The 25,127-nt window shown below is 42.8% G+C and carries 20 protein-coding genes; 11 read left to right on the plus strand and 9 right to left on the minus strand.

Features of this window, described 5'->3' with window-relative positions; translation table 11 throughout:
- Window positions 1–55 precede the first annotated feature (55 nt).
- From DFP82_RS05780 to DFP82_RS05790, 3 genes are read left to right on the plus strand one after another with little or no spacing between them, the layout of a single operon-like run.
- The gene (locus DFP82_RS05780; RefSeq protein ID WP_110922778.1) at window positions 56–1,252 is read left to right on the plus strand and encodes an efflux RND transporter periplasmic adaptor subunit; all 1,197 of its coding nucleotides are present in this window, start codon (window positions 56–58) and stop codon (window positions 1,250–1,252) included.
- Complete coding sequence (locus DFP82_RS05785; RefSeq protein ID WP_110922779.1) at window positions 1,249–2,472, plus strand: ABC transporter permease; 1,224 nt, start codon at window positions 1,249–1,251, stop codon at window positions 2,470–2,472. Before DFP82_RS05780 ends, DFP82_RS05785 begins: the two co-directional genes overlap by 4 nt.
- Complete coding sequence (locus tag DFP82_RS05790; protein WP_110922780.1) at window positions 2,465–3,190, plus strand: ABC transporter ATP-binding protein; 726 nt, start codon at window positions 2,465–2,467, stop codon at window positions 3,188–3,190. The genes DFP82_RS05785 and DFP82_RS05790 overlap by 8 nt, the downstream gene beginning before the upstream one ends.
- Before the next feature lie 33 nt (window positions 3,191–3,223).
- On the opposite strand, the gene DFP82_RS05795 is transcribed toward DFP82_RS05790, so the two are convergent.
- The 7 genes from DFP82_RS05795 to DFP82_RS05825 all read right to left on the minus strand — a co-directional run bounded on the left by DFP82_RS05795 (window position 3,224) and on the right by DFP82_RS05825 (window position 13,572).
- Window positions 3,224–3,808, minus strand: a complete 585-nt coding sequence (locus tag DFP82_RS05795) for a TetR/AcrR family transcriptional regulator (protein ID WP_110922781.1) — start codon at window positions 3,806–3,808, stop codon at window positions 3,224–3,226.
- A gap of 367 nt (window positions 3,809–4,175) precedes the next feature.
- Complete coding sequence (gene yghU / locus DFP82_RS05800) at window positions 4,176–5,033, minus strand: glutathione-dependent disulfide-bond oxidoreductase (protein WP_110922782.1); 858 nt, start codon at window positions 5,031–5,033, stop codon at window positions 4,176–4,178.
- Between the two features lie 20 nt (window positions 5,034–5,053).
- A complete protein-coding gene (locus tag DFP82_RS05805) occupies window positions 5,054–5,734 on the minus strand; it encodes a glutathione S-transferase family protein (protein ID WP_110922783.1) in 681 nt (226 codons plus the stop codon).
- A 168-nt stretch (window positions 5,735–5,902) separates the two neighbouring features.
- Window positions 5,903–7,183, minus strand: coding sequence for an MFS transporter (locus tag DFP82_RS05810; protein WP_110922784.1), 1,281 nt, complete (start codon window positions 7,181–7,183; stop codon window positions 5,903–5,905).
- Between the two features lie 330 nt (window positions 7,184–7,513).
- Window positions 7,514–8,713: a sugar transporter gene (locus DFP82_RS05815; RefSeq protein WP_110922785.1), complete on the minus strand. Its 1,200-nt coding sequence runs from the start codon at window positions 8,711–8,713 to the stop codon at window positions 7,514–7,516.
- A gap of 223 nt (window positions 8,714–8,936) precedes the next feature.
- On the minus strand, window positions 8,937–11,600 hold the full coding sequence (locus DFP82_RS05820; RefSeq protein ID WP_110922786.1) for a DUF2357 domain-containing protein: 2,664 nt from the start codon (window positions 11,598–11,600) through the stop codon (window positions 8,937–8,939).
- Window positions 11,601–11,631: 31 nt separating this feature from the next.
- Entirely contained in the window at window positions 11,632–13,572 is a 1,941-nt protein-coding gene (locus DFP82_RS05825; RefSeq protein ID WP_220034718.1) for an MrcB family domain-containing protein, read from the minus strand.
- 354 nt (window positions 13,573–13,926) lie between these two features.
- On the opposite strand from DFP82_RS05825, the gene DFP82_RS05830 reads away from it, so the two are divergent.
- The 7 genes from DFP82_RS05830 (at window position 13,927) to DFP82_RS05855 (ending at window position 19,475) form a co-directional block, all read left to right on the plus strand.
- A complete protein-coding gene (locus tag DFP82_RS05830; protein ID WP_110922787.1) occupies window positions 13,927–14,529 on the plus strand; it encodes a hypothetical protein in 603 nt (200 codons plus the stop codon).
- A 547-nt stretch (window positions 14,530–15,076) separates the two neighbouring features.
- On the plus strand, window positions 15,077–15,991 hold the full coding sequence (locus DFP82_RS05835) for a hypothetical protein (RefSeq protein WP_110922788.1): 915 nt from the start codon (window positions 15,077–15,079) through the stop codon (window positions 15,989–15,991).
- A gap of 55 nt (window positions 15,992–16,046) precedes the next feature.
- Complete coding sequence (locus DFP82_RS05840; protein WP_110922789.1) at window positions 16,047–16,631, plus strand: alpha/beta hydrolase; 585 nt, start codon at window positions 16,047–16,049, stop codon at window positions 16,629–16,631.
- Between the two features lie 111 nt (window positions 16,632–16,742).
- Window positions 16,743–17,369 (plus strand): acrylate utilization transcriptional regulator AcuR, encoded by a 627-nt coding sequence (gene acuR / locus DFP82_RS05845; protein ID WP_245905651.1) that lies wholly within the window; start codon window positions 16,743–16,745, stop codon window positions 17,367–17,369.
- Between the two features lie 80 nt (window positions 17,370–17,449).
- Window positions 17,450–18,274: an acrylyl-CoA reductase (NADPH) gene (gene acuI, locus DFP82_RS05850; RefSeq protein WP_281269545.1), complete on the plus strand. Its 825-nt coding sequence runs from the start codon at window positions 17,450–17,452 to the stop codon at window positions 18,272–18,274.
- Window positions 18,271–18,447, plus strand: coding sequence for a hypothetical protein (locus DFP82_RS14870; protein ID WP_281269546.1), 177 nt, complete (start codon window positions 18,271–18,273; stop codon window positions 18,445–18,447). The genes acuI and DFP82_RS14870 overlap by 4 nt, the downstream gene beginning before the upstream one ends.
- Window positions 18,448–18,842: 395 nt before the next feature.
- Window positions 18,843–19,475 carry a hypothetical protein gene (locus tag DFP82_RS05855; protein ID WP_110922791.1) on the plus strand — a complete coding sequence of 211 codons (633 nt, stop codon included), beginning with the start codon at window positions 18,843–18,845 and terminating at the stop codon, window positions 19,473–19,475.
- A 134-nt stretch (window positions 19,476–19,609) separates the two neighbouring features.
- On the opposite strand, the gene DFP82_RS05860 is transcribed toward DFP82_RS05855, so the two are convergent.
- Window positions 19,610–21,895: a TonB-dependent receptor gene (locus tag DFP82_RS05860; protein ID WP_220034719.1), complete on the minus strand. Its 2,286-nt coding sequence runs from the start codon at window positions 21,893–21,895 to the stop codon at window positions 19,610–19,612.
- A gap of 443 nt (window positions 21,896–22,338) precedes the next feature.
- Window positions 22,339–24,213, minus strand: coding sequence for an autotransporter domain-containing protein (locus DFP82_RS05865; RefSeq protein ID WP_110922792.1), 1,875 nt, complete (start codon window positions 24,211–24,213; stop codon window positions 22,339–22,341).
- 388 nt (window positions 24,214–24,601) lie between these two features.
- Here DFP82_RS05865 and arfB point away from each other — a divergent pair, with 388 nt between their 5' ends.
- Window positions 24,602–25,015: an alternative ribosome rescue aminoacyl-tRNA hydrolase ArfB gene (arfB, locus tag DFP82_RS05870; RefSeq protein WP_110922793.1), complete on the plus strand. Its 414-nt coding sequence runs from the start codon at window positions 24,602–24,604 to the stop codon at window positions 25,013–25,015.
- Window positions 25,016–25,127 lie beyond the last annotated feature (112 nt).

Here is a 25,127-nt window from a genome sequence, read left to right on the forward strand (position 1 = left end):
TAGACCATATTGCCCGTCAGTATTAGACGCTCTTACTCAAAATCGGAGAAACTCATTGCGAGCTGTCAACTATAAGTATTTGATTGTGATTGTTCTGCTAGCGCTTGCAGTGGGTTTTGCTATCTTTCGTTGGTGGCGAGGACCGCTGTTGCCTAGCTATACAGTTTCATCTATGCCATTGGTACAAACGGTGGTTGCGACTGGACGTGTCGTGACGACATCACGTACTCAAATTGGTAGTGAGGTGACGGGGGTCGTGCTTGAGCGCTTGGTACAAGAAGGCGACGAAGTGGCAAAAGGTGATTTATTATTGGTACTCAGCTCAGATGATGTGGCTGCACAAGTACGTCAAGCAGAGGCTGAATTGGCTGAGCTTGTGACCAGTAGGCGCCCACAAGCAAAGATTGACTTATCAAAAGCTGAGGTGCAGCTTGCACAGGCGACTCGTAATGTCGCACGTCGACGTGAGTTGGCAGCGATTTCAGCGATATCGGATGAAGAGATGGAGCAGGCGGAGCAGTCCCAGAGCCAAGCTCGTAATGACTTGGAAGCGGCGCGTCTAAGAGCAAAGGCATTGGCATCTGGCGGTGTTGAAGAAGCGCTACTACGTGAGCGCATTGCGGCATTGCAGGCTCAATTGGCTAAGACAGAAGTGCGCAGTAAGATTGCCGGCACGGTACTGACTCGTGATGTAGAGCCGGGCGATCTGGTACAGCCAGGTAAAACGTTATTTACTATCGCACTCGCTGGGAATACAGAGGTACATGTACCGCTTGATGAACGCAATTTATCACGATTGGCCTTGCAACAAGAAGCACTTGCCATCGCCGATGCGTATCCAGACCAACCTTTTCCTACTCGTATTGACTTCATAGCACCGAGTATCGATTCGCAGCGAGGTACTGTGGAGGTTCGCCTCTCAGTTGATCCTGTGCCTGAGTTTCTACGACAAGACATGACCGTTTCAGTAAATATTGAAACAGGTCGCCGTGAGCAGGCATTGGTTCTTCCCAATGATGCTTTAGCAAATATCAAAGAGGATACGGCTCAAGTATGGTTGCTACGTGATGGTAAAGTACAACGTCAAAAAATAACATTAGGACTTCGTGGTCTAGCGATGTCGGAAGTCATTGCAGGGCTGGATAACGGAGATCAAGTGCTAGTTGATGCGACTTCATCATTGGTCGATGGTGAGCGAGTGCGTACTGATGAGTCAGCAACCCGTAATGAATCAACGGTAACATCCAAGTGAAAAATTTGTTCGGGCGCTTATGGATCGATGCGGTCATTGCGATCAGTTTTTTGCGCGAGGGACGGGTACAGTCGCTGATGATTACATTAGGTGTGGCTATTGGTGTGGCTGTTATCGTCTTTATCACAGCCTTGATTCAAGGTTTACAAACCAATTTAATTGATAAAACGCTTGGCAGCCAGTCTCACATTCAATTGGTATCACCAGATGAAGTTAATCTAGTGGCACCAGTAGCAGCGGGAACTGCACAGCTGATACAAGAAGATAAGCGTCCCCAACGGCTGCGATCAATTAATAACTGGCAACAGATTACCGCTACCTTAGATCAACTACCATTACTGACGGCAGTATCACCGGTGGTATCAGGACCTGCGTTTGTTCGGCGCGGAGAAGCATTGGAGTCGGTGGTATTAATCGGAACAGAACTCGAACGTTACCAAAAAATCATACCGCTTGATGAGTATCTAATCAGTGGCGATCTGCGAGTAGGTGCTGATAATGTGCTCATCGGTAGTGAGCTTGCCAACAATCTCGGTGTTCAAGTGGGTAGCAAGCTGCGACTCGACACTGGTGAGCAGGACAATACCGTGGTAAATGTGGCCGGTATATTTGAGTTGGGTGTCCGTGAGCTGGATGCACGTTATGTCTATCTGGACCTAAAGCAAGCACAGTCATTGCTCAGTTTGCCAGGAGGCGTCACCGTGATTGACCTCACGGTTGCCGATATCTTTGAGGCGGACAATATTGCTGAGCAAGTAGGGCGTCTGACATCATTGCAAGCAGAGAGCTGGATCGAGACCAATGCACAATTGATGAGTGGACTATCAGCGCAGAGCTTGTCTACCAACATGATTATCGTGTTTGTAGGTATCTCGGTCGCCTTTGGTATTGCGAGCGTACTATCTGTCAGTGTGGTACAGCGTACTCGAGAAATTGGCATTTTACGTGCTACTGGTGCGACTCGTCAGCAAATTTTGTGGATATTTTTGATTCAGGGTGCTGTGTTTGGCTTATTAGGTTCTATTTTAGGTAGTGCGGTGAGTTATGTGCTGGTGTGGGCATTTAACACTTTTGGCCCAAGTTTATTTTATATTCCAGTGTCTATAGAGCTTGTCTTGTTAGCAATGTTGCTAGCGACGCTAACCGGTGTATTGGCTGCTGCTATACCAGCGCGCCGAGCTGCCGCATTGGATCCCGTGGTGGCTATTCGTTATGTCTAATAATAACTCTCATGAAGTGCTGCGTTTAGAGGCACTAAAAAAATCTTATAATATTGGCCAGCCCAATGAGATTGAGGTGCTGCATGGTATCGATTTACGCATCGATAATAATGATTTTGCTGCGCTCATCGGGCCTTCGGGCTCTGGTAAGAGCACTTTGTTGAATGTGCTTGGTCTGCTAGACAAACCCACTAGTGGTGAGTTGTATCTGCTCGGGCAGGCGACGAGTAATATGGATGATGCTGGTCGCACGGCACTGCGAGGTGGCAGTATTGGCTTTGTCTTTCAGTTTCATCACCTTATTCAGGCATTTACTGCGTTAGATAACGTGTTAATGCCATTGATGCTGACTAAGGGTCGCCCGAATCAATCTGCCATACAAAAAGCGCGCGATTTACTGGCTTCGGTGGGTTTAGAGAAGTTCGCTAATACCAAGCCGAATGAGCTCTCAGGTGGTCAGCAACAACGAGTGGCTATCGCGCGCGCGCTCATCACAGAGCCTGCATTGTTATTAGCGGATGAACCCACAGGTAATCTAGATACGGTAACGGCTGCCGAGGTGTTCGAGCTGTTTCGTAAGGTCAACCGTGAGCGTGATTGTGGTGTGTTGTTGGTTACTCATGATCCACGTCTATCTGCATCCTGTGATCGGACTATCAATCTGGTAGACGGCCTTATCGAAAGTGATTCACTAAATGTTAAAAAATCTGAATCTTAATGTCTCAAAGTAACGCTATATCTCAAAGTAACGCTACAAAAACCTTGCGAATATATTATCAATATACTTTTCTACTGCATCCGTATCATTCGTTACTTGCGAATATGTTCTCAAGCCGATCATTTGAATTTGAAAATAGCGGGCGAGTTCGGCGGCACTTTCATCTGTGTTGATCTCACCATCATCAATGGCTTGCTGAAAAACTTTAACAAAAGACGCTTCGACATTTTCTAGAATATTGGTCGCATGAGTCAGCAAATCTGGACTGTCATTTTGTGTCAGCTCACTGACGGTTTTGACAATCATACACATGCCACTCGGGGTAGTGCTCTTATTGCAAACAGTCACGCTGTGAATGAAGCGTTTCAGGCCATCAAGCTTGGTTTTTTCTTGGGCAATACTGTTGGCAAGGTTTGTCGCACCTTGTTCAGCATAGCGATTTAATGCCTCTTTAAACAGGCTGTCTTTATTACCAAAAGCAGCATAAATACTGCCAGGACGCATATCAACCACATCTTGTAGATTTCTCATCGACGTAGCGTGATAGCCTTTTTCCCAATAGAGGTCTTTGGCTTTTTCGATTACGTCATCACGATTAAACTTCGCATGTGCACTCATAATTTTCACCTTAAAAGCAGTTATAGTCAATCCGCTATAATTGGATACGGTGTCAGTTTCGCTTAGTCTGCTATAGTCAAAGAAATCTAAAACAGCTACAAGGCAGCCGACCGCAGATTGTACATATAGTACCTCTAGGGAGGGTAACACCGTAGCGGTTTAGTAGTTCGCTGACTATACTTGTAGCACTTTCACTCGCCTTTCTTGTATCCAAACTATATTGAACCGACTATGTTCTAAAACTATCGTTTTAATAATTAGAAAACCAAGTAACACTATTATCGTTTGCATTGATAATGATGTCACTTGGTTTTTATGTGTTATCTGTATTCAAACGGATTTGTCAGAATAGATTTAGTAAGAAAATCTACTCTGGTTTTAATGCTAATACATCATCAATATCTTGGGCGCTGTGACGATTCTCTAGTTGTTCCCATGCTTCGCCCCAAGTGCGGTTGACGATACGGCCACGTTGTACGGCTGGTCTCGCTAACATCGCATTTGCCCAGCGCTGAACATGAGGGTAGTCATCAACCTGCAAAAATTCTTGCGCATCATACTGAGTACCCACGACTAGATTGCCATACCAAGGCCAAGTGGCAATATCAGCAATGCTGTATTCGTCACCAGCGATAAACTCATTTTTTGCCAGTTGTTTATCTAGTACATCCAACTGACGCTTGGTTTCCATCGTAAAGCGATTGATCGCATATTCGAATTTTTCAGGCGCGTAAGCATAAAAGTGACCGAAACCACCACCCAAATATGGTGCAGAACCATGTAACCAAAATAACCAGTTAAAAACCTTGGTACGTTCGCTACCTTTTTCCGGCAGTAGTACCCCAAATTTTTCAGCAAGATATACTAAAATAGATGCGGATTCAAATACAGCTTCAGAATCTTCACCACTTTGATAAACTAGGGCCGGAATTTTCGAGTTAGGGTTAACATCTACAAACCCCGATCCAAACTGGTCGCCTTCGCCAATCTGAATCATATGGGCATCATACTCTGCCGCTTTGCCCAGTGCCAGTAACTCTTCTAACATAATCGTTACTTTCTGGCCATTAGGGGTGGCGATAGAATACAGTTGTAGCTCATGCTCGCCCACTGGTAGCGCTTGCTCATGAGTAGCGCCTGAAACGGGACGATTGACAATGGCCCATTTGCCGCCACTTTCTGCGTCATGTGTCCAGACTTTTGGTGGTACGTATTGGTCTGTCATTTTTATAACTCCTAGCGCAATTATGCGTCTTTTGCGAAGTTTTGTGGATATAGTGCACGTGCAGCGACTTCATCAAAGTCAGACTTGAACTCAACGCCTTTAGCGATATTTCGTGCTTTTTCTACGGCAGGGCGAGCGTTAATGCTAGCAAACCAACGTTTCAGATTAGGGTAGTTATCTAAGCCTGGTTCGCCTAATATAAACGCGGCCTTATCAACCCAGCCCCATGCTGAAATATCAGCGATAGAGTAGTCGTCACCAACCAAATACTCACGACCTTCCATGTGTTTATCTAGCACTTCGTAATGACGCTCTGCTTCGCGAAGATAGCGATTGATAGCATAAGGGATTTTTTCTGGTGCTTTATGACTAAAGTGTACTGATTGACCAGAGAAAGGACCTAAACCTGTCGCTACAAACATGAGCCATGACAACATCTCACCGCGATCTTCTGGTGCGCCTGCTAGCTGACCTGTTTTTTCGGCCAAGTACATCAATATAGCCGTTGAATCAAAGACACGTTTGCCATCATCTTCGAGAGCAGGGGCTTTACCATTAGGATTGATAGCGCGGTATTCAGGCGTATGCTGTTCACCTTTTAGCGTATCTACTGGTACTAACTCGTATGGTAAGCCTGTCTCCATAAGATATAGAGCGACTTTCAGAGGGTTGGGGGTCTGGTGAAAATAGAACTTAAGCATTATCTTATCCTTATGATATTGAAGTATGGGTCGTAGATCTGAACGGGTTTAGATTATATAAATATCGTTTTGTTAGAGCTACTATAAACAAAAATGAACGACCGTTCAAGTTTATTTGTAGTTGTTCGTTATCTTACAGCTTAGAGTAAGGTTAAAAATGGGTCTTCATTAAGCTGATTTCTGTGGACGTAATAATAAGGCAAGTCCAAGCGCGACAAAAGCGGCGATGCCAGATACCATATAGCTGATACTAAAATCTCCAGTGATTTCTGCGAGATAGCCTGCTGCCACTGGCCCGAGAGCCTGTCCACCTGAAAAGGCAAAAGTCAGCGCCGCGAGTGCACTTGCTGCTGCTTCAGGCCCGAAATAATCGCCCGCCGAGGCAGCCATAATGACAGGCACACTCCACACCACTAAGCCAAACAAGATAATGGACAAATACAGTCCTGAATGCCAATCAGTTAATCCGACCAAGAGATAAGCGATGGCAAGGAAGACAAAAGCCAAAGCAAGACCAAGACGTCTGCCAATGTGGTCAGAAATCCAGCCAAACAACATACCTGAGAAGACGCTAAGCAGTCCAATCCATGCCCAAACACCACCCGCAGTCGCTTCACTCAGTTGATATGCTCCAACCATGCTAGTGACGATAAAGGTGACGTAAACCATATAAGTAGCACCATAAATGGCAAAGATAATACCCAAATGTACGAGCAATTTAATGTTGCTGCGTTCTAGCTTTTTCTTATTTTTAATAGGTAGAGTAGGTGCGCGCCCAAAAGGATTTTGACTGACATCGTCTGGATGATTGCGAATCAACGTAAAAGTAAGACAAGCCACCACGATGTTAATCACAGCAAAAATTAGCCAACCTGTCTGCCAAGACAGTAGATTAGAGATGGGTAAGAGTTTGGGTACGACAAAGCCCGATAGAATAATGCCAAACCCAGGACCAGCCATGACCAGTCCTAAAGCAAGCCCACGGTGAGAAGGGAAAAACCAATGCGACATGACACTCATCATCGGTAAGACCACACCGCCGCTACCGATACCTGTTAGCACGTAGAGTGCGCAGAGTATTGGAAAACTGGTGGTAAAAGCCATGCCGAACATCGAGACAGCAATTAAGAGAAGACTGCCCGTCGCAGTAGCTCGAGTACCAAACCGAGGTAGAATGAACGGACTTAGAAGTACCGCAACGAGATAGCCTATCAGGTTAGTGAATCCCAATATTCCGCTTTGAGTATAATTTAATCCCAAAGAAGATGACATAGACGGCAGTAACATACCGAATGCGAATCTTCCCAACCCAAGTCCACAGAACATTGCCACAGAACCTGTCGCAGCGACTATCCAAGCATAATGTAACTTGCCTAGCTTGAGAGGTGCGGTGCTATCCTGATTTTCTCGATCTTCATTGTCTTGTTGAATCATTTCATCAGCCATCATGAACCTCCAACAAGTCGAAAGTTCTTGATAGCCATCGTAGCTGTATTTAGACCGAAGACGACTTCCTTGTTTTGAATATTATCCATTTCACACGCATCCTTTTGTGCTTAATCCCTGTCAGTATTTCATCGACTATGTTTATGGCCTAACCATATTGATAGTCTAAGCATACTTATGTCCAATAAAAATCAGTATAGCCTTACCTGAACGTTCGTTCAATAGGTGTTTAAGCAAATAGCTAAAATGATTTTGTAGACCACATTAAAGAAAATGCCAGCTCACTTATGTGGCTGGCATTTTAACTGCTATTTTTTGACATCGTCTGCTTAGCTAGCCGAGTCTTTTACTCAGTTCAGGAAAGCGCTTGATCATAAACAGCATCAGTAGCAGCGCTACAACGGCGATAGCTGCACCGACATATCCGACACTTGATAGTGAAATATGAGTCACGGCATAGCCACCGAATAGCGCACCCGTACCAATGCCTAAGTTGATAATGCCGGAAAACATCGACATTAACATGTCTTGCGCATTGATATCGACCATAATTACTTTGGCTTGCATCGAGATAATAAGCAGCATGAGCGCTGCGCCCCAAAGTAAGGCAATAAAGCTGAGCGCCCATACGGATGTTACTGCTAGCAATAGTGTGAGCATAGACACGAGCATCAGTATCGTCGATATCAGCATCAATCTGGTATTGAACCTATCGCCCCAGCGACTAAATATCACGCTGCCGATAATCCCTGCTATACCGAATAGCAGCAATACAAGCGTTGCGGAGTTTTCACTGATTGAGCCAACGTGGCGCATGAAAGGTTCAATATACGAATAAGCCGTATAGTGCGCGGTGAAAACAAGCAATATGAGCAAGTATAAGCAAACCAATAAGGGATTTTTGAGCAGCTCTGGAATCTTTCTAAAAGACCCTTCAAACATACTAGGCAGCGTTGGTAATAGTCTAGCTTGTAGTACAAATACAATAAAAGCAATCACGCCAATACCACCAAATGTCGCTCGCCAACCAAACCATTGGCCGACCAAGCGCCCTAAAGGCACCCCTAATACCATCGCTAACGACGTACCAGTCGCCAGCACGCTAAGCGCCAAGGCCTTTTTGCCTTCAGGTGCCACGCGTATAGCGATTGCCGCTGTGATGGACCAAAATATCGCATGCGATAGCGCAATCCCGACTCGGCTGATGAGCAGTACATCAAAGCTCCATGCAAATACGGAAAGCACATGACTGGCAATGAACACCGCGAAAAGCCCCAAGAGCAAACGTTTACGCTCAAAACGACTGGTCAGCAGCATCAGTGGTAATGACATGGCCGCGACAATCCAAGCATAGAGTGTCAGCATCCAGCCAGTCTCTGCTGTAGTGATAGAGAAGTCTTGGGCAATATCACTCAACAAGGCGACAGGGACGAATTCGGTGGTATTCATAATAAAGGCACTGACGCCCATCAAGAATACTTGAAAATACTGAGTCCGGCGAGCATCAGAGCTCGCCTCAAGGTTGTATTTCATAAGATCCAATATAAAGCAGATGTTGGTACGATGTGTGATAGGTCAAAGTGGGGGCAGACGTTCTTAGAATAAAAGGGTCGCGGGGCAAGATAGCAAGTCACAGTCATTAGATAAAGGGCTTTTTTGCTAATGATTGTTAATTAGCTGTTCATTCGAAGGGTTTGAAGCACATGATGTCCGTCTTTATAGTCCGTCTGTAAGTAATACTTAAGTCTAGGCCTGGTTAGATTAATGCTTGTTGATAGACAGTCTGCAGCCCACTAAAATTGGCTGCTTGTTGTAAGTGCTCTAGAGTGGTGAGCTTCATTGAATTTTTGAAATCACGCAAGGGTACGTTATCAATCTTATCTTTTATGGTTAGGGGCTTGCCTAGCTTAAATAAGTAGTATAATTTCGTATCATTAGCGCTCTTACCAGCTTGTTCAGCAGTTATCACGCTTCTAGGGACAAGAATAACACTCTCAATTGGCCATAATTTGCTTATTTGTTTACTCGTTGGCTGAGCATCATTGGTCGTAGCAATGGCTAAATAGCGTATTTCATTGACGATATGTTGTTTGTATTTATCTAAAAACGTAGTTTGGGGTAAGTGATACCACTGAGCGGTACTGTGTTCAAAACCATCAATATACTCTTTATGACGTCCTGCTTTTGGCGCTAGTGCAATGGTCAAGGTCAAATCTGGATAGAGTATTTGCTCCATACCTGAATATGGTATGCGTGCGGCTTCTTGCAAATACAAACGCTCTTCGAGCTGATGATTATGCTTAGTAACTTTATCAACTTGATAGTTATTAGCTTGATAAGCGACAGCCTTGCTGTTCACCTCGTTCTTTCTTAACTTATTATTTGTCAACTCGATAGTGGTTGATTGGGTATTATTAGATTGAGGTCTGATGCCTGTACCAATCTGTTGGCGAAGAAAATCTAATAGCCAATAATGTCCATTGCTGATTTTTGAGTCCGGCTGTAGGGGGCTTGGTAATAGAGCAAATGCACCGATACTGACTTCGTCAATAGAGTTGAGATAAGGGTTATTGGTATTTACTTGATCAAAATAACCTGGATATAGAGCAAAAGCGCCAAATATTGGACGGCTTTTTTGCGTTCTAGCTGTTTCTTTATTGGTGATTTCTTCATTAAGAGCGTTTTTATCTCGTTCAATACGAATCAGCGCATCACGATAACGATGCATTTGATTAATCGCATCATCCGGCACAAAATCCATAGTATCAATATTTTGTTCAGGGTCATCATAGCGACTTTTAAGTGTCTTAATACGGTATTTGGCATCGAATAACCAAATAAAGCGTTTGTTGTTTGGCAGGATAACTTCTAAGACAATATCAGGCTTTTGGCTAACCGAGTAAGTCCGAATGTTTTTGGTGGTTTTATTAAATGGTGGTTCGTGTGCTAGCCTTGCTGTAATACCATCATTACGTTCAAACTCAAATGCTCCAGCGAAGCCATCTTGGAGCTGATATTCAAAAAAGTCTTTAAGCTTTAACGTTTGCTTGTTAGCCGATAGCTCTTTAAAGCCCAACTCATCTATCAAGATGTTTCTGAGGGTCAAAAAGCACCAAACTTCATAAATTTCTGCGACAGACTTCATAGAGATGCTAGATTGGTTGTCAAAGACATCTAGGTAAAGCTTTAACTCTTGCCAAATGCGATATACGGAGCTGTAGCCGACTTTCTGCTGCAATACCAATGATTCACGGTTGCGACCATTATAATCACCCACATCGGTCATGAAGCTTTGTTTCAACGTTTTTTGTAGTGGCTGTTGCCATTGATGCAGCTCATCTAAGAATGTATCAGATAGCCGTTGCTTATCTGGCGCTGCATTGCTTTGCCTAAGTTTATATTCAAAGTCAGCCAGTCGTTTCTTAGCGGTAGAGACCACCATTTTAATAAAGCGGTTCTCTGGAGTATCGACACTTAGCTGCTTTTTGGTGACCTGATAACGCTGCTCATGTAGACCATTTGCAAAGTCCTCTTTTATTTTTGCACCCAGTCGCGCAGGGACCTTACCTTTTAGCCGTGTTGCTTTGTTATAAGAGGTATGAGCCTGCAATCGGCTATGCGGTGTTTGATTAATGACTTTTAGCGCATGGGTCAGTTGGTTGCGTAAATGACTAAAGTTAGCGAGCCAAAGGAGGGGGAACTGATGGCGTTGTTTGGTTTGTGCACTGTTCTGTTCGGTTTTTTCGACTAGACTAAAGCGCCATAGCGGAAATACGGTATCAATCGCTTGATACATCGCTGGCAAGTCATCGTGTAGACTCATCTTGGTGGGCAGTACTTCAAAAGCGATGTTGCTTTTATAGGTTTGGTTTGATTTGACGTAATTGAGTGGCAGGCGCAGCCAACCAACATCATTTGCGGTATTGATAGTGCCTGTCAGATGCGCAGGCATTCGAGAGCGAGACTGGCTAAACCGGAAGTTTTCATTAATTAAATGGCTACGATGGGTTAGATAAGCTTGCTCAACGTCACTAATATTATTGATACTGTCCGTAGCTTGGCTTCCAATTGCTTGATTAGACTCATCTACGCCAGTTTCATTAAGGCGTTTATTATTCAAAAAAATCCATTCAAAGTGGTATTGGATATTTTCAAAGAAAATAAAATCACCCAACTCAAGCGCTTCTACCAATCCAGAATGAGTGACGATGCCTTTTATCTCTATGGGCTGATCCATAAAGGTAGCTTCAGTAATGGCTAAGGGCGGAGAGAAACGTATCATAGGCTGCCCAGCGCTGTGATGGCTGATGGCCTGACGCTTAGCTAAGGTCGCTTCATAAGTCGCTTGGCGTTTGCTGACATCGTTACACCAAATCGACAGCTCAAAATCAGCGGTTTGTATCCTTAATAGATCTGGCATTACCACTCCATTCGTTCAGCTATGTCTATTTTTAAGGCCAAAAACTGGTGAAACCTGAACGCTCTAGACGCTGCTGCATCCAAGCCAATTTAGCCTTGCTACGACAAGCAATATTCAACGCATTACCTTCTTTATTTTTGCGGTATAAGTCAGGACGCTGTTTATTCGTATCATTCGTGGTAGACCAAATATCAGATAGCGCTTGCTGTAAGATAACGGCTAATTCTGTGAGTAATGATTGCTCATTGCTGCTAATGGCTTTATTGATAATTGCTAACTTGTCGTAATCGCCCTCAATACGCGGCAATACCTTGCACATTAAAAAGTCATCCCAAACCGCTTGTAGCTGTCGCTCATCTGTAGGTTGGGTGCTAATAACAGCTAGTAGTAGCTCGTTGAGCGCTCTAAAAGCCAGTTTAAATGGGGTATTATCCAATACTTTATTGATTGATTTTAGAAAATTAATGCTCTTACTGCCATCACTATCTATATCTATTGCTGATAAGTTCTCAATAGTGGCTTGAGAGTCAATAGGGTAGCTCAAGGCGTTATGAGTGACCGTCGGTTCAAAGAAGTCATCAAATTCATTGGGAAAAAAATCGCCAAAGTCAAAACTCAAAGCACGATCGATAACTTTACGTGAGAAGCCATGGGTAGTTTCATCCATGTTCACCGTACCAGCGACGACTAAGTTAAAAGGCAGGCTTAAACCATGCTTGCAGAATAACTCCCACTCTCTGTCGTATTTACCATCTGCAAAACCTAACGCATTACGCAACTCGTTTTTATTTTTGTCTTTTAGCTGTCCAATAGTTGCTGACTTCAAAAGCGGATCACAGCGATAATCAAAACTTTCATTATCATGCCATTGCCACTCACGAGTTTCTAAAATGGATAGATAATCAGCAAAGTATTGCTCGACAGGGGCCAAGTTCATTTCATCCAAACATAGCCAATAAGGTCGCACTTTATTAAGCTCGTCTTTATTTCCCGTTACGGTGAGGGGACAGTCGTCATCAACTGTTAGCTCAAGCTTTGCATCAATAATTTCTCGCCAGGCTTTGGCAATGAATTGCAGCACATCAGTGGTGATGTATTCGGCGTTACCATCTCCACCCAAGCGTGATATATAACCAAGTATGTCACTAGGTTCATGCCAGTCAGGACGTACGGAAGTGAGGCAGTAGGTATCGCTAAGGCTACCTGTGGCTTTGGCTTGCTCACGGACAAAACGAGTTTTACCAGTACCAGAGATACCAGCTAACAGTAGGAAAGGTTTTGATAGGGGAGTTATATCATCAGGAAGAGATTTTTTCATAACAGCGCTGGCATTAAGTTGCGTCTGTAGTTTTGGCTGCGAGTCAAAATCAGTTGTTTTTAACTCTTTATAAATTGGTTGTATTTGCTTATAAATATTTAAAAGTTCTAAAAAGTCATTTTTAAGTTGAGTACTATTTAGGTCTGTACTTATATCATAATATTTTGCAACTATATTATATGTTTCATACGACTTACCTAAGGCTGTGTCCGCATATAAATCTATTTTTTTCTGCCCCCAAACATTAAGCTTTGGCAACTGAGTAAGGAGATATTGTTTAATCGACTCAGCTCTACGTTCTGCTTTGGCTTTTCCTAACTCTTTGGTAGGTATTGTTGTTCCTTGATTTAATGACAAATAAAAACCTGAACCATCTGCTCTAAATAAATAAACTGGATAAATACCATCTTGGGTGCTGGTTGTGATTTCAGGATTAAGTATTGATATCCAAGGAATATTTGCCCAGTTCCCAGCTCCAGCGCTGGCATTTATCCCATAAGTTTTATCAAACTTTTTAACAATAGTTGCTATTTCTTCTTTTAAGTCGTTTCTCAAAAAATTGGCGGTAGGGTGACTTGTAAAAGGCTCTTTAGTTGCTTGAACCCAATTAGAAGTAAATTCTATTAATTTTTCTGCGAGGTTCATATCAGTCATTAACTCATTCATCCAAAATTCAACAAATTATTAGCTCAAGTTTATGCGCCAGTCTACACAATACGTATGGATTAGGCTAGATGAGGGAAGAGAAGGTATATTATAAAGAGAAGCGTAAAAACAACTACTATAAGCGACATTAACTGTCGTATTATATCAACATCCATCTATACAGACAGTATCACCCTTGCTACTATATAAGCACATCGTGGGTTTAACGCTACTTCCAGCACGATGAAAAACAACCACTGGTAAAACGCACAACACCTTATTACTCTGCAACTTTCAGCAAAGTAACTGTGCTTTTACCTTTATCGGCACAGTTAAATACGCCAGAGTATAAGGACACCTCCCATGACTCATTCTAGTCAGTATACAAACACATTGCAGGCTTTAATCCTACAGCGCATTGACCAAAAAAACTTATCATACGCTCAAATTGTCCAGTCTATGGGCTATCAGAAAATGGTTAAAACCCAAACTAAAGCTATAAAGCGTCTAGAGCATGTCTTATCGTCGACAGAGTTAGGGCTAACCAAAACCGATTATGATTTTAAATACTCATCCACTGAGTTTGTTTACGCGCTCTGCCGCGTATTGGATATTGAAAAAAGTGACTATTTGGCACACGTACAACAGTTGGAGCGGTACGCTCACAAGGTGCTCAGTGCTACTACGCCCATCGTCCATGCGGATGTGATTTTTAGTGATGATTTCCACCCTTCGTTTATGAGTATGATGGCGGTTTCTAAGTTTACGAGAATAGGGTTGGACGATAAGGTGCGCCTACTTGATAGTTGCCAACAGCGACAAGTGATTGACCAGTTGATTAGAGCGCATTATATGACTATGACAGGAAACATCCCATTTGATGGGATTATCAATGGCTATCGAGTGTCGTTTAACAATGATGATGGTCAGCAGGAGTATTTTTATATTCCTGCTGATTTTTCTTAGCGGCTCTCACGGTAGACAAGTATAAGCTCAGAGTATGGTGAGTAACTGTTAAGCGAAGCTAGGCGACATCAGTTGTCGCAAACGATAGCAAAACCCTTTATTTTTAGATAGGTTTATATTATAGTTATTGAGTCAGGCAAAAATAACAGGGCAAACAGTTAACCCTCGGGGCGCAACGCTTCACTTCTTAACTGAGCTGTCTTTAACACACTATTTTAGTTATGTTATTTTCGTTAAATTCTATGCTTCTTCGCCTGTATAAACTCTACAAACCATCATTGTTAATACACAAAAAACCGAACCGTAAAAATGCCCGTTGATATGCTAATGCTATTGGCAATACGACAATGAAAAACTGTGGCTAAAAACCAATTAAAACTAAAAACTACTGCCCAACCAAATCGACTAATTTACTTAAATTTATAGATAATGACGTCATCTAGACAATGGCGAATAGACTCGGCTGGCTTAAAATTGGTATTCAGAATAAAGCAAAAATGAAAAGCTGCAGCTAAACAATCGAAATCAAAATAATAAGGACATGACAATGACCAAGTTAACGTATCAATTTGAGCAAAAACGTATAGATAGTTTTAAGTGGTCGGGTGGATCAAAGCTATCTGGCATAACGGCGCTGGCAAATGATGAGAAAGGCCGAATACGAAAACAGCCATTGTTTTACCTCGAAACGGTTTCTATAGACAGTTATGAAGATGACATTTACTTTGTAAACAATACTGATGAGACGCTCAGATGGGTAGCGCCGTTTAAACCGTATCGAAACATAGAGGAAGCAAGGGCCACGTTGGGTGATGTCAGTGATGAAAATTTGAATAAAGTAAAGCTTTATAGTGATGACATGGATCGTTTATATACGAACGTACTACCCAATCAGGGGGTGCGGATTGGTAGTACTCATATCATGTATGACAGTGATGCGATGATGCAGTGGTGGATACATTTGCCTTATAAAGGGCTAGACACGCATTATGCCATTTGGCGTTTTAATGTGGTAGAAAAGGGTGTGATTAGTGGGACTTATCCATTGCTGTGGGAAGATTTTAGTAAGCCTTCACACATGGTCAGTGCTGATTGTTTGTTTGAGCGAGCTGATATGCCGATAGAGGTTAGCGTTTATGAGGAACGCTGTGAGGTGCTGGAGAGTCTTATTGGCTTATATGGTGTATCAAATGCCATATTCGTATTGGCCATTAATGATGTGCTGTATCGTTATTGTGTGGGCTGGAGCGCGCCCTATAGCGAGTCGGATATACAGGCAAAAGAGATTGCGATAAAGTTAGAAGCATTAAAGCCAAAAGATACTGAAGCAGTGAAAAATATTATCCAAGCTGTTTACTATTTTTGGTTTGGCAAAGGTTTTGCAAAAAATATCTCAATGCAAGCTTGTGGGGAGATTTTAAGCTTTTACCAAGCGCAGATTGCCAATCAAAGCGCACTCTAAATCACAAATAAGCCAGTAGAATAAAACCAAACAATAATTAAAAAAGGATTGCCTTATGATGTTTCCTATCGAAAATAATGACACATTTTTACTATTTTTTCACGGCCTTGATTCAAGTAATGAGACCAGTAAATACACCTGTATCACGCGTGAGCCAAAATACTGTCAAACGGTCAATTATCGAGAAAATTTTGCAGAAATATTTGAGATCTACGATGCCTTAATCCGCGAAAAAATGACAGACTATCCTCGAGTGGTATTGGCAGGGCATTCGCTTGGTGGTTGGTTTGCCAATCATTTTGCTCATAAATATCACTTGCGGGCGCTATTGATTGCGCCTTGTATCTATCCTAGTGAAGTGTTGGCCGATCGTATTCCAGTAGTGGCTGATATGAAGCTGTCGTTCCCCACATCTAACACTGAGATGGTGCGGGTCATGGTAGAAGTTGATGATGAAAGTCTCGATGTGGCAGTTGCTAGACGAACTTTAGTGGATTTACCTGAAAGCTGGGAAGTCGATTATTTCGAAGGAGGCCATCATCGTATCGCCCGTAGCAGTGATATCTGGTATCACTTAACTCATTTGTGCGAAGATCCCATCGTTTGGATGGATGAGGCGACGTATCATGGTGAAGACTGATAGCGATGCGATGACAGTCAAAAAAAAATTAGAGCGGCTGATGGGTAAATAAACCACTAAAAATAATTGATTGACATTAAAGACGATCGGTCATAATATCTATGCATGACAATGACTAAGCCAAAAGCCCGACGAGGGCGTCCACCCAATGTTGAACGAGAGTTTACGGATACCCGTGAAGCTCTGTTGAGATCTGGGATGGAGATGCTAACAGAGCAAGGTTTTGCGACTACTGGTATCAATGCCATACTCAAACGTATCAATGTACCTAAGGGTTCCTTCTACAATTATTTCAAAAACAAAGAAGCATTTGGACAGGAAGTGTTGCAGCAGTACGCGTTATATTTCGCTCGTAAGCTAGATCATTGTTTTTTGAATGAGCAAGTGTCTCCTATGCAGCGTATTAGTGACTTTGTTGAAGATGCTAAGTCGGGCATGATTAAGCATGAATTTCGGCGCGGCTGCTTAGTAGGCAACTTAGGTCAAGAGATTGTCGTGTTGCCTGACAGTTTTCGTTGTGAGTTAGAAAACATATTGCTTGATTGGCAGGAGCGTTTAGCGGCTTGCTTGCGTCTTGCAGTACAACAAGGACAAATACCTTCTAATAGTGATTGTGATGAGCTTGCTGCTTTCTTTTGGATTGGTTGGGAAGGTGCTGTTTTGCGTGCTAAGTTGACGCAAGATGTCAGTCCGTTAGATACTTTTTTCCGAGGATTTTCGGCAGGGGTACAGAAGTAATTTTTTTATCTATATTTTTAGACGACCGGTCTAAATTATTTTTACTCATTTATAGACGATTGGTCTAAATAGGAGCTGTTATGTTTAAAGCAATATTAATTGAAAAAAATGACGATGTTTATCAGTCTAGTCTGACTGAGATACAGGACACGCAATTGCCTGAGGGTGATGTCACGGTTCGTGTGGCATTTAGCACGCTCAATTACAAGGACGGATTAGCCATTACTGGCCGTAGTCCTGTGGTACGCACATTCCCCATGGTTCCAGGTATAGATTTAGCGGGCACCGTCGAAACAAGCAGCCATCCTCGCTACAAAGCTGGTGACAAGGTACTGTTGAATGGTTGGAGCGTGGGCGAGAAGTATTGGGGCGGTCTGTCACAAAAAGCGCGATTAAACGGTGACTGGCTTATCCCGCTCCCTGAGTCGATGACTGAACGTCAGGCGATGGCAATTGGCACAGCAGGATATACCGCGATGCTTTGTCTAATTGCATTAGAGCGTCACGGACTCACACCAGAGCGCGGTGAAGTATTGGTGACGGGTGCTAATGGCGGCGTTGGTAGTTTTGCCATCGCACTTTTAGCAAACCAAGGTTACTCTGTCACAGCCTCTACGGGACGTCTAGAGGAAGCAAAATACTTAAAAAGCCTTGGTGCAACGACGATCATTGACCGAGCGGAGTTAAGTAGTCCGGGACGCGCACTTGGTAAAGAGAAATGGGCCGCTGCAATTGATTCTGTTGGCAGTCATACGCTTGCCAATGTTTGTGCCAGTACCTGTGAGGATGGTGTAGTCGCTACCTGTGGACTGGCTCAAGGCATGGATTTCCCAGCTACTGTTGCGCCATTTATTTTGCGCCATTTATTTTGCGCGGTGTTAGTTTGCTTGGTATCAATAGCGTGACGCGACCTTATGATGAGCGTATAGAAGCTTGGAAGCGCTTGAGTACGAGTCTGGATATGACACAGTTGGATGCAATCACGAGAGAGATTGGCCTAAGCGAAGTCATTCCGACAGCAAGCGAGTTGTTAGATGGCAAAATTCGTGGTCGAATAGTCGTTGATGTAAATCGTTAGGACATAGGTGATATGCTTCAAAACCTTAATACTGCAACATCTGCTTCGTACTAGCATATGAACAAGTGACGTATAGAAATACCGAAAACTGAGTGTTTAAAGTGAAAAACAATTATTCACACACAGGCACACACATCGGTATTTATTTTTTATCATTTAATATGCTATCATTATTGCGTTGTCCATCGTGGGTTTAACAGTTTTGTCATCATCGACTATTCTTGTAATAGCAGTGGTGTGCAAACCTTGCAACTTCCAGCACGATATAAAAAAACTCTGGTAAAGCGCATGAGCCTGTACTCCGACATCCTCATTTGTGCCTGATTTTATTTGCCCATATGGGCTTATATCATACTTTTTTGTCGGAGTTACAGGAGTCTAAGGTGTTTAATCTCATGAGCCACGTTGCCAACCAATCCAAATATACCCGTCGTTATCATCCACATCATCTTTTAGCGCAATACGTGATCAATCAAATAGACACGCTTGAGCTGCGTTCGCAAGATATTATCAAAAAGATGGGTTATCCGCTAAAGCATACTATTCCTGCGTGTGAGCGCCTGCGTCATGTATTGTCGAGCAAATTTCTTGGGCTAGATGGCAGCTATATTGATAAATATTTTACCGCTGACGAATTTTTAGCGACGCTATTTTCAGTGCTTGATATCCCTTATGAACCCTTTGCAGATGATATTGCTCAAATCAAACACGACTTAGTCAATCCTCCAAAGTCCTTATGTACATATAGTTTACGAGCAGAGATAGATTTTGAGTTTGTGAATGCGAATTGGATGGTTCGTTGCGGAGTATCGCGTTTGGCTCATATACGTCTACCCAATGATTTTGCTGAAATGAATAAAGCAAAACGGACATCGATCATAAAAAATGCTATCTATGATCATTATCAGCAGTATGTGAGTGGTTTGCCCTATGATGGTGTGATCAAGGGCTATCAACTAATTGCTGAGCAGAACAATGAGGTGATTGAGACCATAGCGTATGGATTGCCAAAATCTAGCAATGTTTAAGCATGAAGGTTTTGATGGAACGAGAGTTAACGATTAGCAAGTATTAGATGTTGTAAAACAAAAAAGTCCCTATTCACATGAATAGGGACTTTTTTTGGTCTACATTATCTATATGATATAAACTGACCTATCACTTAAAAACGATGGGTATAGCCAACCGTATAAGTACGTCCTAGACCTTTGTAATCAAATGCTGATGCAGGTGCGTAGCTACCATAATATATTTGCGCTTGTTGCCCCCAAACGGTGGTGTAATCTTTGTCCAATAGGTTTTGAACACCTAGACTAAACTCACCTGAAGGTAAGAAGTAAGTGTAATCAAGGTCAACCGTAGTATAGCCATCTAGCTCTTGAGTAGAGTCGCTACTTGAATCATAACCTGAGACGTCACGCATCATATTTGCTTGTAGCTTAAGCGCTTGGTTGTCATCTTCCCAACGTGTCCACAGAGCGTATTTGGCTGGGCTGGTGTCAGTCACGACAGTATCTTCGTAGCTACCATCAACCTGCGTCTCGCTTTTGACCCAATGTGCCAGTACGCCGATGCTCACATTGTCATTAATCGCATAGTCACCTTTTGCTTCAACACCATACACACGTTTTTTATTATCACTTTGAGTGATTAGCAGTGTGCTGCGATCATAATCGATACTGCCATCCGATAGGCTATAGTAACCAGTCAGCTGACCCGTCAAATTGTTGTGATTGAACGACGTGCCTAACTCGTAGCTATCAGTTTTGATGCCATCAAGTTCGGTACCAGAGACATTAGAGCCATTAACAAGCTCATAATAGTTTGCTGCATTTTTTGCATAGATGCCTTGACCATAAAACTTAGCAGGATCAGGCAACTCAAAACCTTGTGAGAAGTTTGCGAAGTAGCGTAGGTTACTGGTAGGTTTATAGTTAAGTCCCAGATTAAATAAGTTGACATTATAGTCAGTGCTACCGCCAGGGATAGCGTCACCACCAGTGGCATTGCCTAAAGCAATATCAGTCTGTACTGTGCTAGAGACAAAGTCATCGATTTTATTATTTAGGTGTTGGTAGCGCATACCAGCTGTCGCGCTTAGCTTATCGGTTAGCTCATAATCACCTTGAATGAAACCAGCGATAGAATTTACCTCAGTGCCAGGGTAGCGTCCAACGATGGCAAACTCATCATTGACCAGACCACCAGTAGCAATGCTCGTACCCTGACTAAATATCATTTTATTACTGTCAAGTTTGTCTTGATAGCCATCGATACCATAGGTTAACTTGAGCTTGTCAGTCCAATCCTTGCTTAGTGCGACACGTGCTGAAGTCACGTCAGTTGACTGCTCTGAAGCGGCAAAGTAAGTGCCATAGATGAATGGGATAAAGCTCAGCTCTTCGGTACGATGTGATAGCTGAGCATACACTTCATGACCGAATAGCTCAGTATTGTGGTAATTGGCATTGTATTGCTGACGTTCCGTGCTGGCTTGTCGATCACTCTCAAAACCGTCACTAATCTCGGCACCGAATGGACGGGTGGTTAGATCATACTGAATACCGTAATCTGTGTCTTGCTCACTATTATAGTACTGTGCTGACAAGTCTAAGGTTTGCTTCTCATCAATCTGTAGTTGTGTGCTGGCCAAGATATCAATGGTCTCATTGTCTTGCAACGAACCCTGAGTGGTATCAGGAACCAGCATTTTACCACTGCCATCAAAGAAAGAGCCGGTCTGTTCATAAGTGACGGCTAGCTTACTTTTGATAGTTTCTGTACCACCGCCGATTGAGGCGTGACCTTTGTAAGAGATGTCATCCTCATCTTGGAAACCTGATGTTGCTTGTATAGAAGTGGTGATTTGTGGTTCACCAGCTTGTGCTTTTTTGGTCTTGATATTGATAATACCACCAGTTGCACCACCACCATAGACTGCCGATGCACCAGACAATACTTCGATACTCTCGATATTCTCCATGCTGATCGAGTCTAGATAACGACTGATAGCACGTGATGAATTGAGTGATACCCCATCAATCATTACTTGCATACTACGCCCACGCAAGTTTTGACCTGCGCTCGTACGACCGCCGCTACCCAAATCGAGGGAAGGTACTTCTTGAGCGATAAAGTCGCCTAAGCGCTTACCCGTACGTGCCGCTTCATCGACTTTGTACTCATCGATATACCAGACAGTCGCCGGAATATCAGAGATTGCTTTTGGCGTTTGGTTGGCAACCACCACGATAGGATCAAGCGTGACACTTGGCTGAGCACTTTGGTCGGTATCAATCGTTGTGTCAGCAAATGCTGAACTGAACTGCAATAGCGTTCCTACAGCTAGAACCATAGGCGCTTTTTTAGAAGTCTGTAGGGTGGTTAGAATGGCGCTATACAAACGAGAGTAGGGCAAAGTACGAGATAAAGTATGGCGCTTAGACATAGTAATGGAACCGTAGTGTAAATGATAATTGTTAATGATACCTTTATCATCTAAGTATGTCTATAGGTTATGGTTTGGTAAATAAAGCTGACCGAATATGTCTTAGAAGGTGACGAGTATGATGAATATGTAACTAGGGCGTGTCCTCATTTTAAAAATGGTGATAAATCGCAGTCAAACAAGGAAAATGGCGCAGATAATATCGAGATATTAGTCAGCTATTTGACGCCATTTGACAAGATTTAGCCATTTTTAACCCATTTAGATAACTATCGATTGAATTGAGGACACGCCCTAATGGAAGAGAGTAGCTATTGAAAATAGTCTCAGACACACAGAGAAAAACCGTCTGATGCTCTTTGCATTAGACGGTTTTATAAGATTTTCAATGTAGTGATTTTACACTCTACACTTTACATTTTAGGCTTTAATGACAGAGCTATTTAAAATGCGCCGCTAAGCCCAACAAATAAACTCGTTGATTTATCATCATCACCTTGTGAATGCGTAACACCTGCATTGGCACTCAGTTGACCAAAGTTCTTAGATAGCCCAAGTGTCATTGCAAAGTTGTCATCGTCAGTTTGTGCCATTGGTGTGCTAAAGCTAATGTTAGACAACGTGTTTAGGCGTGCTGTTACGGCTTCACGATTGTCGCTTAGCTGCTTTTGATAATGGATATCACCGAACACGTTTAGTTTTTCCATGACATTGTGATTGGCTTTGACCCCAAGCTTGCCATAAGTCGTGGTATATTTTTGCTCATCGAACTGCATGGCGATACCAGAATTTTCTTGTTCTTCAAGTTCACTAATCTTTACACGGCTAGCAGTTGCACCAATATATGGAGTGATAGCAACACTGCTTACTTGCATTGGGTAGCCGGCTTGTACGTTGGCATAAAAACGTTTGCCATCAGCATTTGATTTAAATTCTTGTTTATAGCTGCCGAGCGTGACGGCGCGTGTGACATCCACATCCATATTGCCAAAACCAACAGCACCGTTAATTTGTACGCCACCAAAATTGTCTAGCGTATTGCTATGATAGACACCAAAACCTACTTCATCTAATTCAATATTGCTTAAACCCGTGGCGACACCTGAGTTATCAAATTCTTTTTGAGTAATGTTGCCATATAAGCCAGTGACTGCGTTTGCTGAATTGGGATGAGCAAAGTCTACGCCGAACAGTACTTGTGTATTGTTATCACTATCAAACCCTGCGATGTCTTGATCTTCAAACTCACCTACCGCCCATAACGTACGGTCAGGCTTTTGCTCACTGCTTTGGATTTGGTTGACGTGAGATTGTAAGCGCTCATTGGTTGCCAGTCCTGTGGTAGTTGCAATATGTGGCAGGACACCGATTAGGCTAGGCGCAGTCACAACAGCATTTGCATAGTCAGCAATCATTTGATGCGCACTACCGGTCGGATGTATGCCATCCGCAAAAAAGTAGGTTTCGTTGGCATCTGGAGTGACTAAGTCGCTTGATCCACAAGTGAGGGAGCTGTCTGTATTACAAGCAGGTGTCGTGATATTAGTAAAGCCGTAGGCGGTAGGGTTGTCTGCGACTTCTTGCAATAAGCTAAACATATCTAACGGTATGATATTAGCCCCAGTATTTGCCACACCACTGAGCATAAATTGATTATATAGACTGGTTACACCAGTACTTTGCGCTTGTGCTACAGCTCCTTGCTCGATAGCTCTAGGTGTTAGACCGATATCAGGAATATTGGGTACTAAAATATAGTTTGCACCATTGTCTTTTAGTGTATTGATGGTGTCGACCTGACTAGCCACTGCGCCAAGTATCGTAGTTTGGGCATTATCAGGATCTGTAGCCGCAGCAAGTAGGTCGTTTGCACCTGCCCAAACAACATATAGTCCATTAGGATCTACTTTGTTATTGGCGACATAGCTATCGACTTGGCTATTGGCAGAAGCCACTGGAATGCCAAAAGCAGTGACGTCTACGCCTGCTCTTGCGCCGCCAATGGCATAGTTATTACCCGTTTGACTACCATCGTAGGTATTGGCAACAGCAGTTGTACCCAGTTGTTCAGCGAATGAGGTTGCCCATGTATTGTCAGGGTTAGTAGTGAATTGACCTGATTCCTCAAGTCCAAAAGTGCCTTGAGTAAGTGGGCTGAAGTATCCACCATCCGTTAAACTGTCACCAAAAAATGTCACGCTACTATAGTCATTAGCATGAGCGAGTCCGGCCGTACATAGTGTAATGGCTAGTATGCTCTGAGTAAGGGTTTTTAGAGTAGGGCGTTTAATAACAGCACGAGGTGTATGATGAGACATATCGACTTCCTTGTCGTAAATATGGCGGGATTATTAACCGATTGTAACTACTTTTTAAAAAGCTGGCAATCTATTTGACTGTAGAGTCCTATCTTATTTTAATGGGTCTTGTTAATCTTTAGGTCAATATAATCTCAAAATTCTAAGCAATACTTAATGCCAGCGAGCTTTAAAACGTCACTCTTTAACGCTTGCTGTCATTATTAATATTACATAGTTGATTCAGTCTAAAAGAGAAACAAGGTAACCGACTGCAGATGTAACTGTGATACTGCAAGCGAGGTTAATGCTGTCACTCTTTTATAGAGGATTGACTATAAAGTAGCTGCTTTATCGATAATGATTTATGATGAACAGACATTATGGATTATTTATATAAAAGCAAATCATGATTTTCATTAGCAACACTATCAGACTCAATGACCACGAAGTAGAGATTAGCGCCATACGTGCGCAAGGTGCTGGCGGGCAAAATGTCAATAAAGTCTCTTCTGCTATTCATCTGCGTTTTGATATAACGACATCAAGTCTCAGCGCTCCGCAAAAAGAGCGTCTTTTGGCCAGTAATGATAATCGCATTAGTAAAGAAGGCGTGTTTATACTAAAAGCGCAGCAATTTCGCACGCAAGAAAGAAATAAGGCAGATGCTCTTGAGCGCCTGCAACAATTTATCATACAGGCCACTTCTATCAGCAAAAACAGAAAGCCTACAAGGCCCAGTAGAAATGCCAAGCGTAAACGTGTAGATAAAAAAACCCAGCGAGGTAAAACCAAGGCACTGCGAGGTAAGGTAGACTTTTAACCTGCTATAAATACTTCTATTTTGAGCCGAATATATATCTAAAAGTGTCTGAATAAGAGACAATACGCCCATAGATTTTAAGGCACTGTGACATTGCAAATAGTCGTGCACT

The sequence above is a fragment of the Psychrobacter fozii genome (genome assembly GCF_003217155.1).
Classification (GTDB): domain Bacteria; phylum Pseudomonadota; class Gammaproteobacteria; order Pseudomonadales; family Moraxellaceae; genus Psychrobacter; species Psychrobacter fozii.